Origin of the sequence: Paenibacillus nicotianae, assembly GCF_042681745.1 — a bacterium.
Classification (GTDB): Bacteria; Bacillota; Bacilli; order Paenibacillales; family Paenibacillaceae; genus Saccharibacillus; species Saccharibacillus nicotianae.
Map to the genome: position 1 here is coordinate 1548157 of NZ_JBHUGF010000010.1, position 23224 is coordinate 1571380.

General features: G+C 38.7%; 2 protein-coding genes. Both read right to left on the reverse strand.

All coding sequences use genetic code 11. The annotated features are described in order from the left end of the window. Positions 1–3 precede the first annotated feature (3 nt). On the reverse strand, positions 4–17391 hold the full coding sequence (locus tag ACFSGI_RS11045) for an SDR family NAD(P)-dependent oxidoreductase (RefSeq protein ID WP_379283193.1): 17388 nt from the start codon (positions 17389–17391) through the stop codon (positions 4–6). Positions 17392–17430: 39 nt separating this feature from the next. Beyond that, the gene (locus tag ACFSGI_RS11050) at positions 17431–23217 is read right to left on the reverse strand and encodes an SDR family NAD(P)-dependent oxidoreductase (RefSeq protein WP_204824185.1); all 5787 of its coding nucleotides are present in this window, start codon (positions 23215–23217) and stop codon (positions 17431–17433) included. Positions 23218–23224: the final 7 nt, after the last annotated feature.

Below are 23224 nucleotides of genomic sequence, written 5' to 3' on the forward strand. Positions count from 1 at the left end.
TTTTTAAAATGGCTTGGTCTGATTATGCTGTTCTACTAATTGCTCTAGCGAATACTGCCCGCTTTGAATATGATCAAACATGTCTAAAAAATATTGATCTTGTATATCTAGCGCTCTTCCTTTATCCACATCCATAAAACTGCGAATTTGAGCACCATTGCCATACATAACTACCATTTGCGATTGTTTATGTGCTAACGCTTGATGTAGGGCATGGATAGCAGTGGAATAATCGATAGGAAGCATTCCCGAAATTTGCTTCATCGCAGAAGTACTTTGTGTATCCATCTGCATCCCCCCATTTTCCCAAAGAGGCCAATTTATAGATAATGTATGACCTGTTCGCTTAGCGGTATCTACTAACTTATTCCGATAGTGAGCATACTGATCCATAAAAGCATTTGCTGTTGCATAATCGCTCTGACCTATATTACCGAGTACGCCTGCCAGAGAGGAAAAAAGAACAAAGAAATCTAGCTCAAATGATTGACTATATTGATCTAAATATAGAGTTCCATTTACTTTCGCGGCTAATACATGGTTCCATTCTGCTGGTGTTTTTCTAATCATAAAGCTGTCTTTTAACACGCCTGCACTGTGTATAATTCCATTTAATTGACCAAATTTCATTTGAATATTTTCCATCAATGTAGATACGTCTTCTGGATTAGCAATATCAGATACATAATAAAAAGCTTGAGCTCCATACTCTTGCAATGTATTTAATTTAATCCGAGTATCTTCATCTAATATCGAACGTCCTGTCATGATCAAAATCGGCTCTGTCACTGTTTGTGCTATATCTTGCGCAATCAGATAACCGATTCCTCCCATTCCTCCTGTAATTAAGTAGACATGTTTATCTTTCCATGCCTGTTTTGCAGAAGTCGCATGAGGTACAAACTCTTGCCATGTCGAAATATATCTTTGATGATCATGATAAGAAATATGCGTATCTCCTGCACTATCTCTACATTCACATAATTTATCTACTGGATGAAAAGCAGCAGCAAAAGCATCTAATTCAATCATTTGTACGATCAAATTCGGCTTTTCTAATTCTGCTGTTTTTAACATAGCTGAGAGCGCAGTATACAATTGATAGTCCTGATCATTCACTACCACCATTTGAACCAAAATAGAACCTTCCGGCTTAGACTGTAGTAATTGTTGCACTTGAGTAAATGCTTCTAAAGCTGTTTTTCCAAATCGCTGTTCTAATGGTAGATGTTTATCACAGTTAAGCTGTATACATACTGCTTCAGGAAGTTCTTGTTGAACCTGTTCAGCAATCTGTGTAGAAGGACTACAGATCATAATGATATGCTGATGAAATGAAATTTCAGGTACTGTTACGGTATCTTGTTCCAACCATTCCGGTACTAACATCACCGTTTCTTTAGGATACAATGATGCTGGTGGCGATTCTAAACGTTTGCTCGTAAATCCTTTGAGACTTGCACATACTTCACCATTTTCATGGCAAATATCAATATCTAATTTCTGTACTTTATCCATCGGATCACTTCCTTCGCTATAACGAATATAAGACCACATCGATGCCGAACATGCACTAAATATCCGAATCTGTTCTAATGCAAATGGTAATAGTGGAGCATTGAGATTATCTGCTGACGTATCAGAACTAAAGATCAGACCAATAGAAGCTTGCAACGCCCCATCCATCATACTCGGATGAAGAATATAGGAAGAAAAAGAATCTCCCAGTGTTGCAGGTAGATCTAACTTAGCCAGCACTTCTTTTGCACCTAATTGTAAAGAAGTAATACTTTGCAATCGCTCTCCATAATACAAGCCCATCTGTTCAAACTGCTTGTAACATGTAGACGGTATAATCTCTTTTGTTATAGATTGTTGAATGTTAGATAGATTGATTACAGGTATTTCTGTTAAAGATGATTTGACAGCTCTACCTTGACTATGGACAGTTCTTGTCGTGGTGTGATGATTGTCTTGTTCTGTATACACTTCATATTGAATATGATTTTCATCTTCTGCATACAATGCAACATGTACCGCTAATTCTGTGTCTTCTATACGAATTGGAGTTGCCCAAATTATATTTTCTAACGACCATATATAGTGATTGAACGATGCACTTGTCGATTGTGCTATCGCTTCACGAACCATTTCCACATAAGCAACGCCTGGCAAAATGTTAGCTTTATTTACTACATGATCTGCAAAGAAGAACTCCTGACCACTAAAAACAGACGTAAAGCGTTGCTCGGACAATTGAGAAGTATTACGATGTACCAACGGATGTAGAACAGCATGATGCATTACTTTCACTTCATTTGACTGCACCTCTTGATTGGTTATCGATGAATTGGTCTGTACAGATGCTACCCAATATTTTTCTTTGGCAAAAGGATATACAGGCAAATGAATTATATTGCTTGCAACAGAGCGATCTAACTTGCTCCATTCAATCGGTGCACCTTGTATCCATAGTTCTAGCAGAACATCGTATTTGGTTTGTACATAATAATCATTGATAGCCTGTTGCATCTGCTTTTCCGAATTAAAAATAGATGTAATATCAAATAACCGTTTTACTGTTCCTTTGTAATAATCTGGACTAGACGGTTCCGATTGTTGAATAAAAGATAATAATTTTTCTTTCATATCCGTTATCGATTGTACAATCCAGGCAACGCGCTCTTCCATCGCTTCTCTACCCACTTGCAAAGTGTAAGCAATATCTGCTAATGAATGCGCTGATGATACGCTATTTTCGACAAAAGAAAGTAATTGACGAGCACGTTCGATCAATTGCTCTGGTTGACGGGCAGACAATATAATCATTGTTGGCTGAAGATCAATAGGTTCAGACTGTGATTGTTGTTCAACCTCTTGCGCTATATATTCTTCTAAAATAACATGCGCATTAGAGCCGCCGGCACCAAAAGAAGAAATTCCAGCAATACGTGGAACTTCTTTGAATTGACCTTCAATATGAATATGCGGTCTTTTCCAATCTGACAACTGTTGCTGAACCACAAAAGGAGTCTGCTCAAAAGGAATCTCTGGATTAAGTGTATGAGCATGTAATGTAGGCACAATTTTTTGATGCTTCATTTGCAAAATAATTTTGGTGACTCCTGCGATACCTGCTGCTGATTCAAGATGTCCCATATTACTTTTGACCGAACCAATCGCACAATATTGTTGTTTTTGAGTGTCTATACGGAATGCTTTGGTTAAGCCAGATACTTCAATAGGATCACCTAACGATGTACCTGTACCATGAGCTTCAATATAACTGATTTCCTCTGCACGAATACCTGCTTGATCCATCGTATCGCGAATCAGATTTGCCTGAGCTGTCGGGTTAGGAACCATATATCCATTGGTTTTGCCACCATGATTAATACCTGTTCCGCGAATAATAGCATGAATAGCATCTCCATCTGTGATCGCTTTTGAAAGTGGTTTGAGTAGTAATACACCTACCCCTTCCCCCGGTACGAATCCATCTGCTTGCTCTGCAAAGCTTTTACATTTATGATCTGCTGCTAGCATCTGTTGAGCACATAGACCAATATAATTAGACGGATGTAAATATAGATTGACTCCTCCAGCAATCGCTAAGTCACATGCTCCACTACGTATACTTTCGCATGCCTCATGAATCGCTGTTAACGAAGAAGAACACATCGTATCGACAGGCTTACTAGGCCCATGCAAATCCAGTAAGTAAGACACCCGATTCGCTACCGAACTAAATGAAGTTATTGGAAACAAGTCACTTCCTTGCTTCCACAGCTCTGGCCCATACAAGTTGTAACCTGTTTTGGTAATCCCGGCAAATACACCGACTCGGCTGTTATAATGTTCTGCTAGCTTTTGTCGGGTATGTCCGGCATCTTCTAACGATTCCCATACCGATTGTAAAAATATACGTTCCTGTGGATCCATATTGATTGCTTCTCGTGGCGATAGCTTAAAAAACAAAGGATCAAAATCAGCAAATCCATTGATAAATCCGCCCCATTTGCTATAACTTTGTCCTTGAGCTGCTGCATTTTTACGATCAGCATTATAAAATCCTTCGATAGACCAGCGTTCTTCCGGTATTTCGCTAATACAATCTATTCCATGTTCAAGGTTATACCAGTATTGTTCCAAATTATCGGCTTGCGGATAACGTCCACTCATACCAATAATCGCTATAGGCTCTTGTTGCGATGCCGATGAAGTTGGTTGAACTGAAACCGCTGATTGAGTGATAGGTGCTGCTATTGATTCCAATACTGTTGGTTCTGTTTCTATTGATTCTGGTACTTTTACTTCTTGTACAGGCATTTTTAATGGACGATATTGTTTATCTTGGATCACTTGAGAGTGATTATTAGGTATTGATGAAGTTGAAGATGCTGTTGTTGATACAGACGGCTTAATCTCCAACAATTCAATAAGTTGTTGCTGATGCTCTTTTATAAAATACTGTATAAGAGCTAGTAACGACTGATGTTCAAAAAACAAAGTGCTGCTAATCGGATCAAAGTGTTTGCGTAGCTTATTTGTTAACTGTACGATTAATATAGAATCAATCCCGTATTTCTCTAGCGGTTCTGAGATATCAATCTGTTCATAAGGTAGCTTGACTAGATCTCCGATTAATTGCTGAAAATAAGGCTTACTGTGTTGTAACAGCATTTCTTCGGTAATCGGTTCGGGTACAGCTAGATCAGAACTTGTCTGAATTTTTTCTGAAGTTTGTTCCTGTAGATCATAGTTATTTTTAACTACAGATATAGCATCTATTGTCTGTACTGGTTCTACTACCTTATTAGTTTTGTTGGCATGTGTAAGATCACTCGATTGAGAACGTGGTAATCGAACCAATCCATGACTTGCCGCCACCACAATTTGTTGCCCTAACTGTTCAGCAGATTGTGCAGGGAACGTAACGGTATGAAAGCCTGTGTATTCAAGTATGCTACGCCAATGATGTTCATCCAATATAGGCGATCCCGGAATACGTATCGAAGCATCTTCATACATCCACCAACCTTCTAACAATCCAAAAGTAAGATGGCTAAACAACGTGCTACGATTCAATTCATTCAACAATAACAATCCATTATGTTTTAAAAGAGAATGGATATGCTTTGATGTCTGCTTAATATTTTGTGTAGCATGTAGTACATTTGCAGCAATCACAATATCATAGCTACCTATTGCTAATGATTGTTCTTGTACCGGCTTTTCAACATTGAATAATGAATAGGTAAGATACGAATACTGTTGACCAAATAGCTTTTCTGCTCGATTCAAAAAAGCCTTCGACAGATCAGTATATGCATATTCTGCAATAGCATCTGTATAAGGCTTTAATTTTTGCAATACGATAGCACTTGTTCCGCCGGTACCTGCTCCTGCTTCCAAGATACGAATCGATGCAGATGGATCTCGTTGCAATCTTGCTTGAATATAAGACACAATCGTATCAGCTAGCTTTTCATTGAAATAATCAGCTACCGCATTGTTCTTATACAAATTCTCAAGCAAAGACATAGATGCATCCGGGAACATAATATCAGTAGCTAGCACGTTACCCTGAATAATATCTGGAAGATGCTTCAACATAGTATCTACTAATACGACTTGTGCTTGTAGATCAGGATGCTGACTCCAGACTTCTTTTCTCTGCTCCCATTGATCCCACATCTGTGCTGTTGATCCATATAAATTCTCTATATTTTTTTGTTTCAATATTGATCGACTGCTCTCTAACCAGCGTTCATAGAGTGGAATAATATGATGATTATGCTCTAAGCACTGTGCCTGTTGTAACTGATAATGCAATAGATGGGCTAACAACGTTTCTAATTCTTGATCAAATATTTGCATCTTTTGAATCAAAGGTTTCACTTTAGAATGATCGATAGGAGCGTGTTGTAATGACTCTATATCTATACCTTCTACTTCCGGTGCTATCCATAATTTCTCGACTACATGTGTATTGAGCACTGCGTCAGGTTGAGTCGTATGGATAAAAGCCATCTGATCGATAGCGTGACCAACTAGATATTCTATAGCTTGCATAGCTTCAGCAGGTTCTATAAACCCTACGCCTGATTGGATCAACCGTTGTTTGAAAGCTGAAGGTACTTTTGCAGCAATTCCGATATCACCCCAGTATCCCCAACTTATCACTTTGATCGGAAATTCAAATTGTTTTCTCATCTCATATGCAAATGTATCTGTAAAAGTACAACCTGCTGCATAACTACTCTGACCGATTGGCTTGCTAAATGAACTCATCGAAGAAAAGAACAATACAATGTCTAACGGTTCTTGTGCAAAAACTTGCATCATCGCAAGACTGATATCGATTTTGGCAGATAAACCAGCTTGAAAATGATCTTCTTGCATATGATTGAGACTGGCATCCATCGTTCCTACTGCCGAATGAATAACCCCATTAATCGATGAATACGATTGTTTTATCATCTGATAAGCTGCTGTTAGACTTTGTAGATCAGATGCATCGGCAGTTATATAAAGAGGTGCTACCCCGTACTGACCTAAGCGATCGATTTTATTTTGAATTTGTGAATCTAGTGATCGTCTACCTATCCAGACGATTCTTGCATCGTAGGTCTGAATCATATATTGACTCCATACTTCACCTATTCCGCCTGCTCCACCAATCACTACATAGACTCCATACTGCTGAAAAGAAGTGGATGATTCTTCGTTGGCATCCACGACCATTAGCTGTTGACGATACCACAGTTGCTCACGATACATCCATGTATTGCCTTCCAGATCAACAGGTAAAGTCAATAACTCATTGGCAACTACATCCATGCCCTCTTCCATATCCACATGATGAATATTCCAGTTAGAATATTCTTTGGCCATAGAACCCACCAGACCAGCGATACCTGCATGTTCCGCATATACCTTTTCTTCTAAAGATAGGGCTTGTGTCTGTACAGTAACAATAGTCCATGTCAGCTCTTTTTCTGCATATCCTAACTGCAATAATGATTTCAATATGCGGAACACTTGTAATATTCCTTTAGCAGGTTGCTGTACAGGCACATGTAAAAGATCAAGGGAAGTATTATTCGATACAGACCACACAATGTGATCGATTACAGGTTCTTTTTCTAACAGCGCAAAAATCTGCTCTATACTGGCATCTATCGCTAATTGTGCATATCGTACATGTGGATAATCCTGAATCAGATTCAACCACAATGCTGGAGTCTCTCCTATGCACAGAATATGCGTTGAAGGTTCGATATGAGATGTTGTAAATTCAGGCATAACACTATCCCAGACCGGATACTGCATCAATGCACCGACAGGTGGAACGATATCGTTATGCTGTAATTTGCCTTGATTATGGCTCGAATGGATAATATTCAGACCTTTAATCTCAATACAGAGTTCTCCTTGTTCGTTGTAGATATCGATATCGACTTTGTCCAAAGAGTCCTGATGTTCTACCGTATCTTGATAACGTACCCAGACCCACATCGTAGATGTGCAAGGTTGGTATATTTTCATTTGATCCAATCCAAATGGAGTTACTGATTCATACCCTAGTGAAGGCAGTCCTATACAAGCTTGAATAGCCGCATCCATCATACTTGGATGTAATATATATTGTTGTGCTGTATGTGATACTGTTGATGGCAATAATAAGTGAGCGATTGCTTGCTGATGCCCGATATAGATTTGTTGTATTGCCTGTTGGGCAGGTCCATAATCTAGTCCCACTTGTCTAAAAGACGTATAACATTCTTCTCCTGTAATCATCTGTTGATCACACTTTTGAATAAGAGAAGCGATATCGATTGCTTTGCGTTCATTTTCAGTTGGAACAACTGTTACTGTTCCTTGATTATAATGGGTAGTGAGTGCATCATCTTGCTGACTATAGACTTCATAATTCAGTGACTGATTCTCTTGCGGGATAAGCTGAATATGAATCTGGACAGGTTGCTTATCGACAGCTATCGGACGTACCCAGGTGACATTGTCAAATACGATCATTGAGTGGTCTTGCTTGTGAAGTTCCATCGCTTGTACCACTGAAGCACGTACCATTTCCAAATAAGCAACACCCGGTAATATCTTCTGACCTTTAATCACATGATCTTTCAGGAAAAATTCGTCTCCTGTAAATGTAGATGTGAATCTCTGCTGAGCCAGTGTAGATGTATTATGATGCAGTAATGGATGGATGATATGGGCTGAACTGGATATAGCATATAGATTAGAGTCTATAGTTGATTGGTTAGGAATCCAGTACCGTTTAGCTTCAAAAGCATACGTCGGCAAACTGATTCGCTGTAATGATCGATGGATATACAAAGTCGACCAATCAATATCCATTCCTTTCACCCATAGTTTTAATAACTTGTGATATTTTCCTTTTTCTAACCAACGTTGTACCGTTTCTTGCATATCTTCATCTGCTGTCAAAAATTCAAGCACTTCTTGATCCCGCTTCACTTGTCCAGTATATATATTTTCGTTCCATACAGACTCATCTTGTTCAATATAGTGATTTAATTGAGTCACAAGTTCATCGATCGAAGACACACGCATTGCTAATCTTTCTTCCATCGGCTCTCTACCGACTTGTAATGTGTATGCAATGCGCTCTAACTCATGATCCGTATATCGATTCGATTGCATCGCTGTTCTTAACTGCTTGGCTTGTTCTTGTAAACGTTGTTGATTTCGTGCAGATAATACAATACATACCGGTTCTGGCTGTATAGATTTAGCTTGATCGGTAGAAGACGCTATATACTCTTCCACTAATACATGCGTATTCACACCGCCAAATCCAAATGAGCTGACTCCTGCTCTACGAGGCAATATATTGCCTGCTTGGTCTTGTAACGGTGTCCAAGGTCGATTAGAATCGACAACGTAAAATGGACTCTGATCTAATTGGATATATGGATTCAGTTGTTCAAAATGGACTGTTTTCACAAGTGTTTTATGTTTCATTTGTAATAACACTTTAATGATTCCTGCAATACCGGCTGCTAATTCCAAATGTCCAATATTGGTTTTGATAGAGCCCAATCCGCATGTTGCTGTATGAGAATCAACGTCATAACCTAATTCATTAAATGCCATTTTCAACCCATTGATCTCAATCGGATCACCTAGTGGAGTACCTGTACCATGAGCTTCAATATAACTGATTGTTGCCGGATCAATATGAGCACGACTATAGACCGATTTGATCAAATCGGCTTGAGCTCTTGGATTAGGTGCAGTCAATGAGGTAGCTCTGCCGCCATGATTTTCATTTGTACCACGAATCAATCCATAGATATGATCGCCTGCTTGCTCGGCATCTTTTAAGCGTTTGATAAAAATCATGCCTACGCCTTCTCCGCGAACATAACCATTTACTTGATCAGAAAATGTTTTGCAACGACCATCCTGACTGAGCATCCCTGCTTTGTTAAAGCTAATATGATAATCAGGATCAAGAATCGTATTCACTCCACCTACTATCGCTGTATCGCAATCTCCATGATGAATCGCTTGTACAGCTCGATGCAGAGCTACAAGAGAGCTGGAACATGCTGTTTCGATAGGTTCACTCGGGCCATTTACATTTAGGAAAAAGCTCATTCGATTCGGCCCTACAGATGACACGCTACCTGTCGATGAATATCCTTCAATCTCGGTATTTGCTTGAGACAGAAGATGACCATATCCACTATTAGCAGTACCTACGAAAATACCCATCTTGCTACCTGACAGACTAGAAGGGGCATAACCTGCATCTTCTATCGCTTTCCAAATATACATCATCATCAGACGTTGTTGCGGGTCCATCAATTCAGCTTCACGAGGAGAAATGCCAAAAAACATCGGATCAAAATCAGCTACTCCATCGATAAAGCTTCCCCATTTAATATTCGTTTTGTTTTTTTCTTGATAAGGATCACCATAATAAGCTTTCCAATCCCAACGATCCGCAGGAATCTCAGAAATACAATCTTTACCTTCTTTTAAATTTTCCCAGAGTTCATGAATATCGTCTGCCATCGGAAATTTACCGCTCATCCCTATAATAGCTACAGGGTCTGGACTTTGATCTGTAGAAGAATTAGGTTGATACGATGGCTCTGGTTCTGCTGGCTTCTGGAAGCGCGAGCGTGTTTCAGAAATGACATGACTTTTTGTCGATTTCACTGTTTGTTTCAGTCCGGTATCTACTACTTTTATTGAATCCGAAGCAACAGACGTTTTCTTTTGAACATGTGGAATTAATATAGATGTTAGTTGTGCTGAATAAGTCGTTATCAAATGTTGAGCTAACGTATGAATAGTAGAATATTCAAAAAACACTGTTGGCGTTAAGTCCAATTGATAGTTATCATTTAGCTGATTAGAGAAGTCTGTAAATGAGATCGAATCAAATCCATATTCATTTAACTCTACATCAGCATAGATATCTTTCGGACTTACTTTCAGCATCTGAGAAACGATTTGAATCAAAGCAGACTGCATTTTCTCGATCAATGTCGTCTGGTTACTAACAGTTTGTGTATCGATAGATAGGTCTAATGTAGATTGTTTTTGTTCATTATGCAGAATAGTAGCTGTATCCTGTGCTGTTAACCTTTTTGATGTAACAGGCTGTAAAAGTGATTGCAGTTTGTTGATATCCCCATGCATGACTACAACCTGATCTTGCTTACTTTGAATTGCTTTATAAAATAACTGTATGCCTGTAGCTGTATCCATAGGGATGATACCTAGCTGTTGTTGAACTCGTGTACGCTCGACCGCATTTAACTGCATCCCTCCATCTTCCCAAAGCGGAAAATTAAGCGATAATGTTTGACCTGAACGCTGTTGATGATTTACTTTGCGATTGCGTTCAGAAGCGAAAATATCTATAAAAGCATTGGCGGCGGCATAATCGGCTTGACCTGTATTGCCTATCACTGAAGCCAAAGAAGAGAACAGCACAAAAAAATCAAGTGGCATCTCTGCGCTGACTTGATCCAGTAATAATGTTCCTTTGACTTTAGGAGCCAGCACTTCTTCGATTTCTTCATTCATTTTGTGCTGAATATAATGATCACGATGTACACCTGCACTATGAATAATGCCATGAAGTTCTCCGCAGATCGAACGAATCTGATACATCATCGTATTCACATCTTCTGCTATAGTAATATCTGCTACAATATAGTGAATTTGAGCTTGATGGTCTTTTAATTGATCTAACTTTTCTTGCATCACATGATCCAGTGGTGAGCGCCCTACAATAATAATCGTCGCTTGATGCGTTTGTTGAATAATCTCCTGTGCAAAAATAAATCCAAGACCTCCAAGGCCTCCTGTAATCAAATAATGACCTTGATCTTTCCATGGAAGCTGTAAAGATGTAGATAATGTAGACTCCCACTTCTTCCAATCTCGTATATAACGAATCTGATTATCATAACGGACAATCTCAACCGACTCATGCTGATTTTCTTTGATTTTGTTGATCATATGGATAGCTGTTTCGTACAGATTGACTTGAATACATTGTGCTTGCAATTTACTGTATTCTTGTTGAGCCGTCTGCAATATTGCTGTTAATCCAAGTAATACCTGATATTTTCCTTGATCAGGCACAATTAGTTGAAGCATGATCTTTTCAGAAGAAGTAGACATCGTTTGTTTTAACAGATTAATTAATTGTACGGTACAACTTGTGAATACATGAGCATTTTGTTCTTCTTCTATAAGATAAGAGATTTCTTCTTGTAAAAGAATACAGTGAACATGTGGCATGTTTGTACGAATATCCTCATAGCTAGAAGCAAAATTTGGTGACAATACCACGATATGATGAATATTTTTATTAGGCTCAACAGAATGTTGTGCATCTACTCCTAATGGATATTCTGTCCAAGTTGGCGTTAATAGTACAGAATCATAATGATCTGAAGATACTGTGACTGTATGTTCTAATGTTCTAGCAGTAAATCCACGAAAACGAACGCAGATATTACCTTGATCATCGCAAAGATCAATATCCAACTTATGAACTTTATCATTGGCTGTACTTCCAGCACTATATCTTGCATGTACCCACATTTCTGGAAGACAAGGCTGAAATATTTCCAACTGCTGTAATGTAAATGGAAGTGTCGATTTTCCTTGATATAACGGGTTGCTTACAGTTCCTATCGTATATCCTATGGCTACCTGTAGAGCTGAATCCATCATACTAGGATGCAATTGATATAATTCTCGATCAGGTAACTGACCGACAGGCATTGTGAGACGTGCTAGTACTTCATGATCATTTGTCGCTCGGGTATAGACCACTTCTATTCCTTTTAAGCTTTCTCCTAAGGCTATGCCATTTTTCTGTGATTGCTCATAAAATTGATTAGCGCTGATAGGACTGATTGAATATTGATGTTGCAGATTTACAATATCGATGGCGACTGGCTGTGTATTCTCTATAACAGATGCTGATCCTTGACTGTATACAAGGCGCTCTGTATGTTCTGTCGAATATCGATAAATCTCAAATGACAATTCGTTATTGGATTCTACATATAGATCAATATGAACTGTAAATGGATTAACTTCCAGACGCAAAGGACTTGTCCATACGATATTTTTAAGTTGAATCATTTGATGATCAGCAATGCCACCTATCGCTTCGGTAACAGCTACTCGTATCCATTCCAGATGGGCAACACCGGGTAATACTTTATCACCTTGCACAATATGATCCCGGAAAAAGAACTCGTTGCCGGTAAACACAGAACTATATTTTTGCTGTTGCAAGTCTGATGTATTTTTGTGCAACAATGGATGAATAGATTCAATAGCCATTACTTGAGAAGAAGCAATTCCTGCTTGTTGTACAGGGATAGCCGGAACCCAATATTGATTTTTGGCAAACGGATACGTTGGGAGCGGGATTCGTTTTTGTTCTTCTTTTACAAATATATTGCCAAAATCCCCTTCATATCCTTGAATAAACACTTCTTTTACTGCGGATAGATATTCTAGATAAGAACTATCTTGTTTGGCTTGCTGACATTTTTGAATACAGTCTTCTGCATACTTTTTGAATGATAATTGTTCACGTTGTTCGCTTCGATTCACTTGACCTACAGTTACGCCAGGAGATACACCTTGATCTAACCATTGCTGTAGATACGTAGTTAATTCTTGCTGATTGTGTACTATACAAGCCAGTCGGTGGTTCAAATGCTGTCTACCACTCAACAGCGTGTAACTGATTGCAGCACAATCTGCTGTATGATTTATATTCCAAACCAGTAATTGTTGTGCTTGTTGGCGTAATTGTGAATCTGTACGCGCAGATAACACGATCAAATATCCAGCTTTGGATACATAAGAGGTTTGCTCAGCCTTTGGCGCTTCTTCTATCACCATATGAGCATTCGTTCCACTAAATCCAAATGAACTAATCGCTGCACGTCGTACTTGACCGCTTGGAACTTCCCAATCTTTGGTAGTGGTATTCACATAAAAAGGACTATCTTCAAACGATATACCGGGATTGCCCTGTTCCAAATGTAGCGAAGCCGGAATTTGTTTATTTTGTAGGGATAGCACTATTTTAAGAATACCGGCAATTCCTGCTGCTGTCGCCAAATGTCCGATATTTGTTTTGATTGAACCTATCGCGCAATATTGTTGTTCGTTTGTATAGGCACTAAAAGCTTTGGTTAATGCTTGATATTCGATCGGATCGCCTAATTTGGTTCCAGTACCATGCGCTTCTACCATTTGAATATGAGCTGGATTGATATTGAAATCATCATATACTTGTTGTTCTAATCTAGTCTGAGATTTGGCACTTGGTGCTGTAATTCCATTGGTTGTACCATCTTGATTGATTCCGCTTCCCCGTATAACACCATAGATATGATCTCCATCATCTATCGCTTCTTGCAAACGTTTTAACACTATGGTTCCTGCGCCTTCTCCGGGAACAAATCCGTCTGCTCGCTCATCAAACGTATGACATTTTCCTTGTAGAGATAGCATACCTGCACGATTAGAATCAAGATAAAATTGAGGTGTAGATTGAAGAAACACACCACCTGCTAATGCCATATTAATTTCCTGTGCCCATAGTGCCTGACAAGCCAAATGAATCGCAACCAATGAGCTGGAGCAAGCGGTATCTACAGCAATAGCAGGCCCTTGCAAATCCAAATAATAAGCAATACGTGCAGGAATAATAGACCCTGCTTTGCCCCAAAATGATTGTGGTGGTGGATTCTCACCGACCAATGTCTGATAATCACTGCTCGTACAACCGACATACACACCACATTTTTGCCCTTTAATCAAATGACCTGCATACCCTGAATCTTCTAAGGCTTTCCATGATTCTTCTAAAAAAATACGTTGTTGCGGGTCCATATAGATAGCTTCTTGTCCTGAAATATTAAAAAATAACGGATCAAATGTGCTGATATCATCCAAAAAGCTACCTTGATCACAATATTCTTTCTCTGCATCATAATATTGAGATAGATCCCAACGAGATACATCTTGAATCAGATCGGTTCCTTGTCGTAAATGCTCCCATAATTCATCAGGCGTATTGGAACCTGCAAAACGTCCGCTGATCCCTATGATCGCTATCGGTTCACGCGCATGGATATTCAGATTGGAAGCTGGAATAGGTTGAGGCTGTGCTGACGCTTGGTATTGCCATTCTTCTGGAATGGTCACAACGATTTTTCCGATATTCTCGCGATTTTCGATATTCCGATAAGCTTCTTGTAATTGATCAAATGTGAATTGTTGACCGATATGAGGAACTATTACTCCTTTTTCAACCCAATCTAACATGTCATAATAATAATCTGCTAATTGTTCAGGTTGTTCCAAGCTTAATTTTCTCAAGTCAAGGCTATAAAAAGATTGATTCGATCCCATCTGAGAAAGATCGATCGCTTTGGCACTTTTCAGAGCAGTCATAGCAATTTCGATATAACTTCCATTGGAAGCTAGACTATTTAATCCTTTTTGCAAAGCATCTCCTGATAACGTGTTCAAAATCATATCTACACCTTGACTATTTGTAAGCTGTCTAATCTGTTGTTCAAAATCGACTTCTCTGTAATTGATTACATGATCTACACCGAGCGATAATAAATAGTCCAGCTTGTGTTGTGAGCCTGCTGTGGCGTAGATTTCAGCTCCATAGTGTTTAGCCAACTGAATAGCAATAAGTCCGACTCCTCCGGTAGCAGTCTGAATTAATATCCGCTGCTTGGGCTTGATTTGGACTTTGCGAAAAGCAGCAATAACAGTCATAGCGACAACTGGTAAAGAACAAGCCTCGGCAAAAGAAAGTGCAGATGGTTTGGCAAATACTTGAGAGGCTTTACATGTAATAGCTGTTGCATGAGCTCCCATATGTTCACTCGCAAAAAAGACCACTTCTTCTCCAGCACGAATATGTGTAACTTGATGACCGACCTCAACAACGATTCCAGAAGCTTCAAAGCCAGGCGTAAATGGATAAGGAGGCATAGTAGGATACATCCCTTTTACACTTAATAAATCACCAAAATTTAAAGAAAACGCGCGTACAGCGATACGAACTTCATCTTCTTTAAGTGCTGGTACTTCCTGTGCTTGAATAGATAACTCTTGAATATCGGACGGACGATGCAGTACAACTCGATAAAAAGTAGCAGCAGAAACATTAGAAGGTTTAGTATACTTTTCAGAAAATACAGAATTGTTAGATGAAAGATTCTCAGATAAAAAATGATCAGTATTGTTATCTTTCAGACGTTCAACAGGTGTATTTCTATTCGTAGCTGTTATATTCTCCGGAATCGTTGAAACCTGTTCATTATTTGTAGACGAATCTTTAGTAGCCTGTAGCAGTTGTATGAAATGAGCAGAATATTCTTCTAGTAAATGCTCTACTAACAAATCCACATTGTTATAGTCAAACAATACCGTAGTCTGTAGCGATAGTTGACCACGCTTATTGATTACATTGACCAAATGCACCGCAATAATAGAATCAACACCATATTCAGCAAAACTACGATTATTTTGAATTCGATCGGTACTTATTTTGAGATCTTCTGCTATACTTTCACGAACAATATCGCTAACAAAATCCAATATAGCTTGATCAGTGATAGCTTGATCGGTTGCAACAACCCTATCAGCATTTTTTGCAGGTTGTTGTGTCGTCATATTATGTTTTGGTGGAGTTACAGGTACATCCACCTCTGTTATTATATGCTTGGCATGAATAACAATTCCGTCGCTTTGAGAAGCAATTACCTGTTGCTTGAACATAAGCGCTTCTGAAGCAGGATATGTAATCGAATGAAAACCTTCACGTTTTAATATTTTTTTCCAGGAATCTGCGGATAATGCAGGTGAGCCGCTGATACGCAACGCCTCATCTTCATAAGCCCACCAGCCTTCAAGCAGACCAAATGTAAGATGATTGATCAGTGATTTATCTGTGATTTCATTCACAATTAACATCCCGTTTTTCTTTAATGCTGTTTTAACTGTTTGTAATGTATGACGAATATTTTTAGTCGTATGCAGAACATTGCTAGCAATAATGAGATCATATGCACCTAGATCAACGTCCTGACTAGCAAAAGGCTTTTTCAAATCGATAATTTGATAGTTCAAATAAGGAACAGATGGGCCATACTTTTGTTCTGCATGCATCAAAAATGCTTTAGAAATATCACTGTATACATATTCTTGTATATGACGTTCCCATACTTTCAAATGTTCAAAAACGACTTCACTTGTTCCGCCTGTTCCCGCTCCGATTTCTAAAATGCGGACTTTTTTACCTGCTTGTGCACACTTTTCGACATAGGTAGATACAGACTCTGCAAGTACAGTATTAAAATAATCCGCAGTAGAATGATATTTGTAAATGCCTTCTACCAGATGCATAGACGATTCAGGAAACATAATTTCTGTTGCTAATTTTTCTCCTTGCAAAATCAATGGTAAACTGCGTAACATCCGATCCACTAACTGGACTTGAGCGTGAAGATCAGGATTTTGTAACCAGCTCGAAAGTTGTTGATCCCATTTTTCCCAATACGTATTTACCATCTGTTTATATAAGTTGGTATCTATCAAGCGATCCGTAGGAACAGGTAAACATTGAGCTTGGGCTTGAAGCATAGCAATACTTTCGATTAACCATTTAGGATAAAACGACAATGTTCCTTTTTTCCATACAAAATCTTTATCCAAACAGCCTACAGCATGCAATTGACACCATAATAACTGGATTAAAAGCTCATTGACAGCTTCCATTTGTTGATTTGCTGATTCCATCATCTTGAAGTTTTTCATGTCTGAGCACTCCTTTTTATTGCAACCCAAACAAAACGATTATGGATATACCATAATCGTTTTGTTGTTGTTCCATAATGGCAACTCGGGTTGTCCTATCGTCTCAATCATTACAAGTTGATCTAATGTATTGGTCAACAGCAATTCAAGCGCTTGATTCGCTGCTGGTGGCTCAATAGACCCGATGCCTTTGTTTGCCATACTTTGCTGCACTTCTGGAGACACAACCGACCCAACATTTCCCCAATATCCCCAGTTCATCACTTTAACCGCACATGAACAAGACTGTGCTAACTGACGGGCAAACGAATCAATATACATGCAACCAGCAACATAATTACTTTGTCCCGGTAATTTCATAAATGAATTCAAAGAAGAAAAGAATAAAATAAAATCTAATGATTCTTGAGTAAATACCTGTGCCATATTTACACTAATATTTAATTTAGGCGCAAGACCTTTGCCAAATTGGTATTCATCCATATTCGCTAGACTACGATCAGCTAAGACTAGCGCAGAATGAATCACTCCATCAATATGATGATACTGTTGCTTGATCTGTTGATATGCACGTTGCAATTGATTCAGATCGGTAGCGTCTGCCGAAATATATAAAGGCTGTCGCCCTAATCGAGCCAGTCGATCTAGCTGAGCTTGAATCTGTTGATCTAGCTCTTTGCGACCAATCCATATAATATTTGCCTTGTATTGACGAATCATATACTCGCTCCATACTTCGCCTATTCCGCCTGCGCCACCGATAACCACATAGACTCCGTCTTGACGATAGATCGTAGATGTCTGGTTTTGCTCGTACTCTACAGCAAGTAATTCCTGACGATACCATTCTTGTTCACGAAACAGATAAGCGTTCCCTTGTGGATCAGGAGCCATAGTTAAAATATCTGCAACTGGAATATCTACTTCGTTCTCTATATCCGCCAGACGAATCTGCCAGTGACTATACTCTTTGGCAAGCGATCCAATATATCCATGTAAAGCGGCTTGTGCAGGATGAATAGCATCAAATGAATGAAGTTGTTGTGCTTGATAGGTGATTACTGTTACATGTAAGGATCGGCTTCCATAACCAAGAGCTAATAAACTTTTGACGAAACGGAAAAATAAAAGAACTTCTTTTTCTTGCGAAGCAATACTTGGTTGCTCGTTAGCATAGAATATTGATTCAGATGAAGCAGACCAGATGACATGATCGATTTTGTTATATATCGATAAGCGATCTGTTATCTGATTAATCGATTGATCCGCATCGATATTGACTATATTTAGATGTGGAATAGAGTCTGACCAGACTTCTGGCACGCTAGCTTGAGTAGGAAGAATGTACACAACTGTTTCTATAGATTCAGATATATCTATTGCAGGAATACTATCGATCATCTCCCATACCGGAGTAAACATCATTGTTTCTGTATTTGTAGTCGACAACATGTCTGTAGTAGTAATAGGTTGAATCGTAGCATGATTAGATGGCATCCGACGTATCACAAATTCTTTTAAGCGTATACAGACTATTCCTTGCCGATTACAAATATCAATATCTAATCTAGGCATAGCATCATTAGGATGACTACCTGCACTGTATTGAATATGCGCCCACATTTCTGTATCACAATCTCTCAACACTTCAAGCCGTTGTAGAGCAAACGGAAGTGAAGGAGAATTGACAGATGTATCAAATCCAGTAGTTAGCCCTATAGAAGCTTGTAACGCTCCATCAAGCAGAGCAGGATGAAGAAGATACGGTTGAATTGTAGCTTCAAATATATCTGGTAAACGTAATTTGGCGATCAATTGATCGGTGCCTAAAGATACATACTCTATCGTTTGGTGAGCTACGCCATAAGATAAACCCATCGCTGTAAAAGCTTTGTAACATTCATCAGTAGACCATTTTTTCAGTTGACAATCTTGTTGAATAGACTGAATATCGATCACTTCTTGATGTAATGCAATATCGAATATTGCTCTACCCTGACTACACAAAAGCAACTCTTGCTGATCTTGTTCACTGTAAATCTCATAACTAATATCTTGTGCATGTTCTAATTGCAGATGAATATGCACTGATTTAGCAGAATGTTCGATAGCCACAGGATTTGCCCATACGATATGAGTTAATGCAAAAGACAAAGGCAGTTCTGTAGCTGAATCTTTCGGCAAAGGGATAGAATGTCTTATTGCTTGCAAAGCCATTTCCAAATGAGCGGCTCCGGGTAATATTCGTACACCTTGCACTTGATGATGTTCTAGAAAAAATTCACTTCCGCTAAATACAGAAGTAAACTTTTGCTCTTGTAATCTTGAATTATTAAGGTGTAATAATGGATGAATATAGTCTGATATTGAACTAGCTTGAGATTGTAATTCTGTATTGACCTTAGCATCTATTGTTACCGGCGTATACCAATATTTTTCTTTGGCAAATGGATAGACTGGTAACGAAATTCGTTGAGGCAATACCTCTCCATCGTTATAAGCTAACGACCACTGGATATCTATACCTTGCACCCATAACTCTAACAATTGAGGATATTTTCTTTTCCGAATCCATGTTGTGATCGTCGCTTGCATATCCTCATCTGACCATTGGGCTTGGATTTGTTTGCTATTTGTAGTATCCCCTTTATACATATTTATGGATTTATCAATAGAATGAATACTTTGTTTCAATTCATGCTTCAATTCGTCTATAGATGAGACAATAATAGCTAGACGCACGTCCATCGCTTCGCGCCCAACCTGTAACGTATAGGCTATATTAGGTAATTGCTTCTCATCTATAGACGAACGTTCCAAGTATTGAAGTAAGCGCTCGGTTACTACCTGTAATCGTTCTTCTGTAAGAGCAGATAATACAATAGCTACAGGACTATTATGATCTGGTTGACCATATATAAGTTGATCTACAGATGCAGGCATATATTCCGCCACAATCAGATGGGCATTTGCTCCGCCTGCACCAAAAGAAGAAATACCTGCTATTCTCGGTATTTCTTCCTGATATCTATTCGATTCTATTTGTGGTCTGTTCCATGCTGATAGCTGTTGTTGAACATGAAAAGGCGTCTGTTCAAACTGAATATTAGAATTCAAGCGATTAGAATGAAGTGACGGTACTAATTGCTGATGTTGAAATTGTAATAAGATTTTACTTAATCCGGCTATCCCTGCCGCACTCTCGCAATGACCGATATTAGACTTGATAGAACCAATAGCACAAAATTGTGTATCTGTAGTATCCTGCGCAAATGCTCTTCGTAATCCTTCGATTTCTATCGGATCGCCCAGAGCTGTCCCTGTACCATGAGCTTCGATATAACTAATCATACGTGCATCTATCCCCGATGTTTGAATAGCATCGGCAACAACTTTCGATTGAAGCGCCGGATTAGGAACTGTATACCCTTTCGTTTTCCCGCCTGCATTGATCATACTGCCTTTGATAACACCATAGATATGATCACCATCTTGTATCGCTTGCTGAAGAGGCTTTAAGACAATAGCGCCTACCCCTTCTCCATCTACAAATCCATCCGCAGATTCGCCAAAAGAACGACATTGATCTCCAGAAGAAAGCATATTTTTATTGCATAATCGTTCATAATGTACAGGGTCAACAATCAGATTGACTCCACCAGCAATAGCACATTCACTGGTTCCACTGTACAAACTATCCAATGCTAAATGAATAGCTGTTAGGGATGAAGAACATGCTGTATCGACAGCAAGACTAGGCCCAACAAAATTAAAACTATACGAGACTCGATTAGCTATAGACCAGTAAGATGATCCTGTAGGATAGTTCCCATTCATTACACCTACAAATACACCTACTTTTTGCGAATCACTTAATTGTTGCGGAATGTAGCCTGCGTCTTCTATACAAGAATAAGCAATTTGTAAAAATTGTCGTTCTTGAGGGTCTATTTGCTCTGCTTCTTTGGGAGAAATATAAAAGAACAAAGGATCAAACGTATCGATTCCTTTGATAAATCCTCCCCATTTGCTATACGAAAATCCTGTGTGCCCTTTGTCAGGTCGGTAATGATTTTGCCATTGCCAGCGGTCAGCAGGTATTTCAGTAATCGCACTTTTGCCTTGTTGTAATTGATTCCAGAATTCCTCCATATCATCGGCTTGTGCATACCTGCCGGCTAATCCAATAATAGCAATATCCGGCTTGCGTGAATCTTTCGATGGAGACAATGTTATCGGTTCAGGTTCAGTCACTGGCTCTGCCGTTACTGTAGACGCATGTGGAGTAACTGGTTCTATAACATGTGCAGTTTCAATAGGATCAGTATATTCTTCGGAGTCAGAATCTACTATTTCACCTAACATTGTGATTAATGCTTGATAGCGATTAGTTATAAAATGATCTACTAATGAAGATATAGTAGAGTATTCAAAAAAGAGCACGCTACTCACATGCTCTTCCATTACTTTATTAAGTTCATCCGTTAATTGAATAATCAAAATAGAATCCATACCATACATTTCAAGTTCTTCACTGACATCTATACTATGTGGTTCCACTTCCAAAATCTGTCCGATAATGACTTTGAAGTGATCCATACTTTTCTGCTTGATTAACGCTTCTGACGGTTGGGATGTTGTTACGGTTGCAGTCACTTTGCTTGATACAGGTTGTGTTCTTGGTACAGGTTCTGTTGTTGTAGGTTTTTGAATGATTGTATCTGTATCATTATTGGTAGGAATAGTAATCTGTTTTTTCTGACGGATAATGCCATCACTTACAGCAGTAATGACCTGTTGTCCCAGAAATTCAGTCTCTACCGTTGGGTAAGTAATCTGTTGATATCCTTCTTGTTCCAGTACATTGCTCCATTGTGCAGGGGTCAGCAATGGACAACCAGGAATACGCAATACAGGATCTTCATACAACCACCATCCCTGAAGCAGACCAAAAGTAACATGATTAAATAAAGAATATTCGATAATTTCATTAATAATCATTGTGCCATCTTTTTTCAATAAAGCTTTGGCATTGCGTAATGTTAAACGAATATCGCGTGTAGCGTGTAACACATTGGTAGCTAACACAATATCATAACCACCTATATCAATCTGCTGATGCAGCATAGATTCTTCAATATTAAGAATATGATAGGTTAAATAATCGTAGTGCATCCCATAATGTTTACGAGCATGATTTAGAAATGATTTGGAAATATCAGTATACGCATACTCTGCTATATGTTCTCTATAAGGCTCCAATCTGGAAAATAATAACGCGCTTGTTCCACCTGTACCTGCTCCAATTTCCAAAATTCGCAATGATTGAGGCTTATTCTTATCATTTGTGCTCTGAATTTGGGCTATCACTTGATCTGCAACCACATGATTAAAATGATCTGCTATCTTGTTATGCTTATAGATTCCTTCTACCAAATCCATCGAAGCATGTGAAAACATCAAGTCAGTTGCTGGCTTATGACCATGTAAAATATCAGGCAAAGCAAGTAGCATCGTTTCAGCTAAAATAACTTTGGCACGCATATTAGCATCTTCTAACCATTTTTCTTTATGCTCTGTCCATTGATGCCATACTTCATCCGCATGGATCAAAGAGAACGAATTCTGATCAAAAACAGTGACTGTTTGTTGTAGCCATTTCATATACATTTGATTAGTTTTGGGAAGTAAGTCTAATAGCTCAGATACAGGCATACCTGCTGTATAACCTATCTTTTGCATCTGCACATACAATAATTGAACAAGCCATCGATTTAGTTCGTCCAACTGCTGTTGTTGATCATATAGTTGTTCATTATCAGACATAAAGATC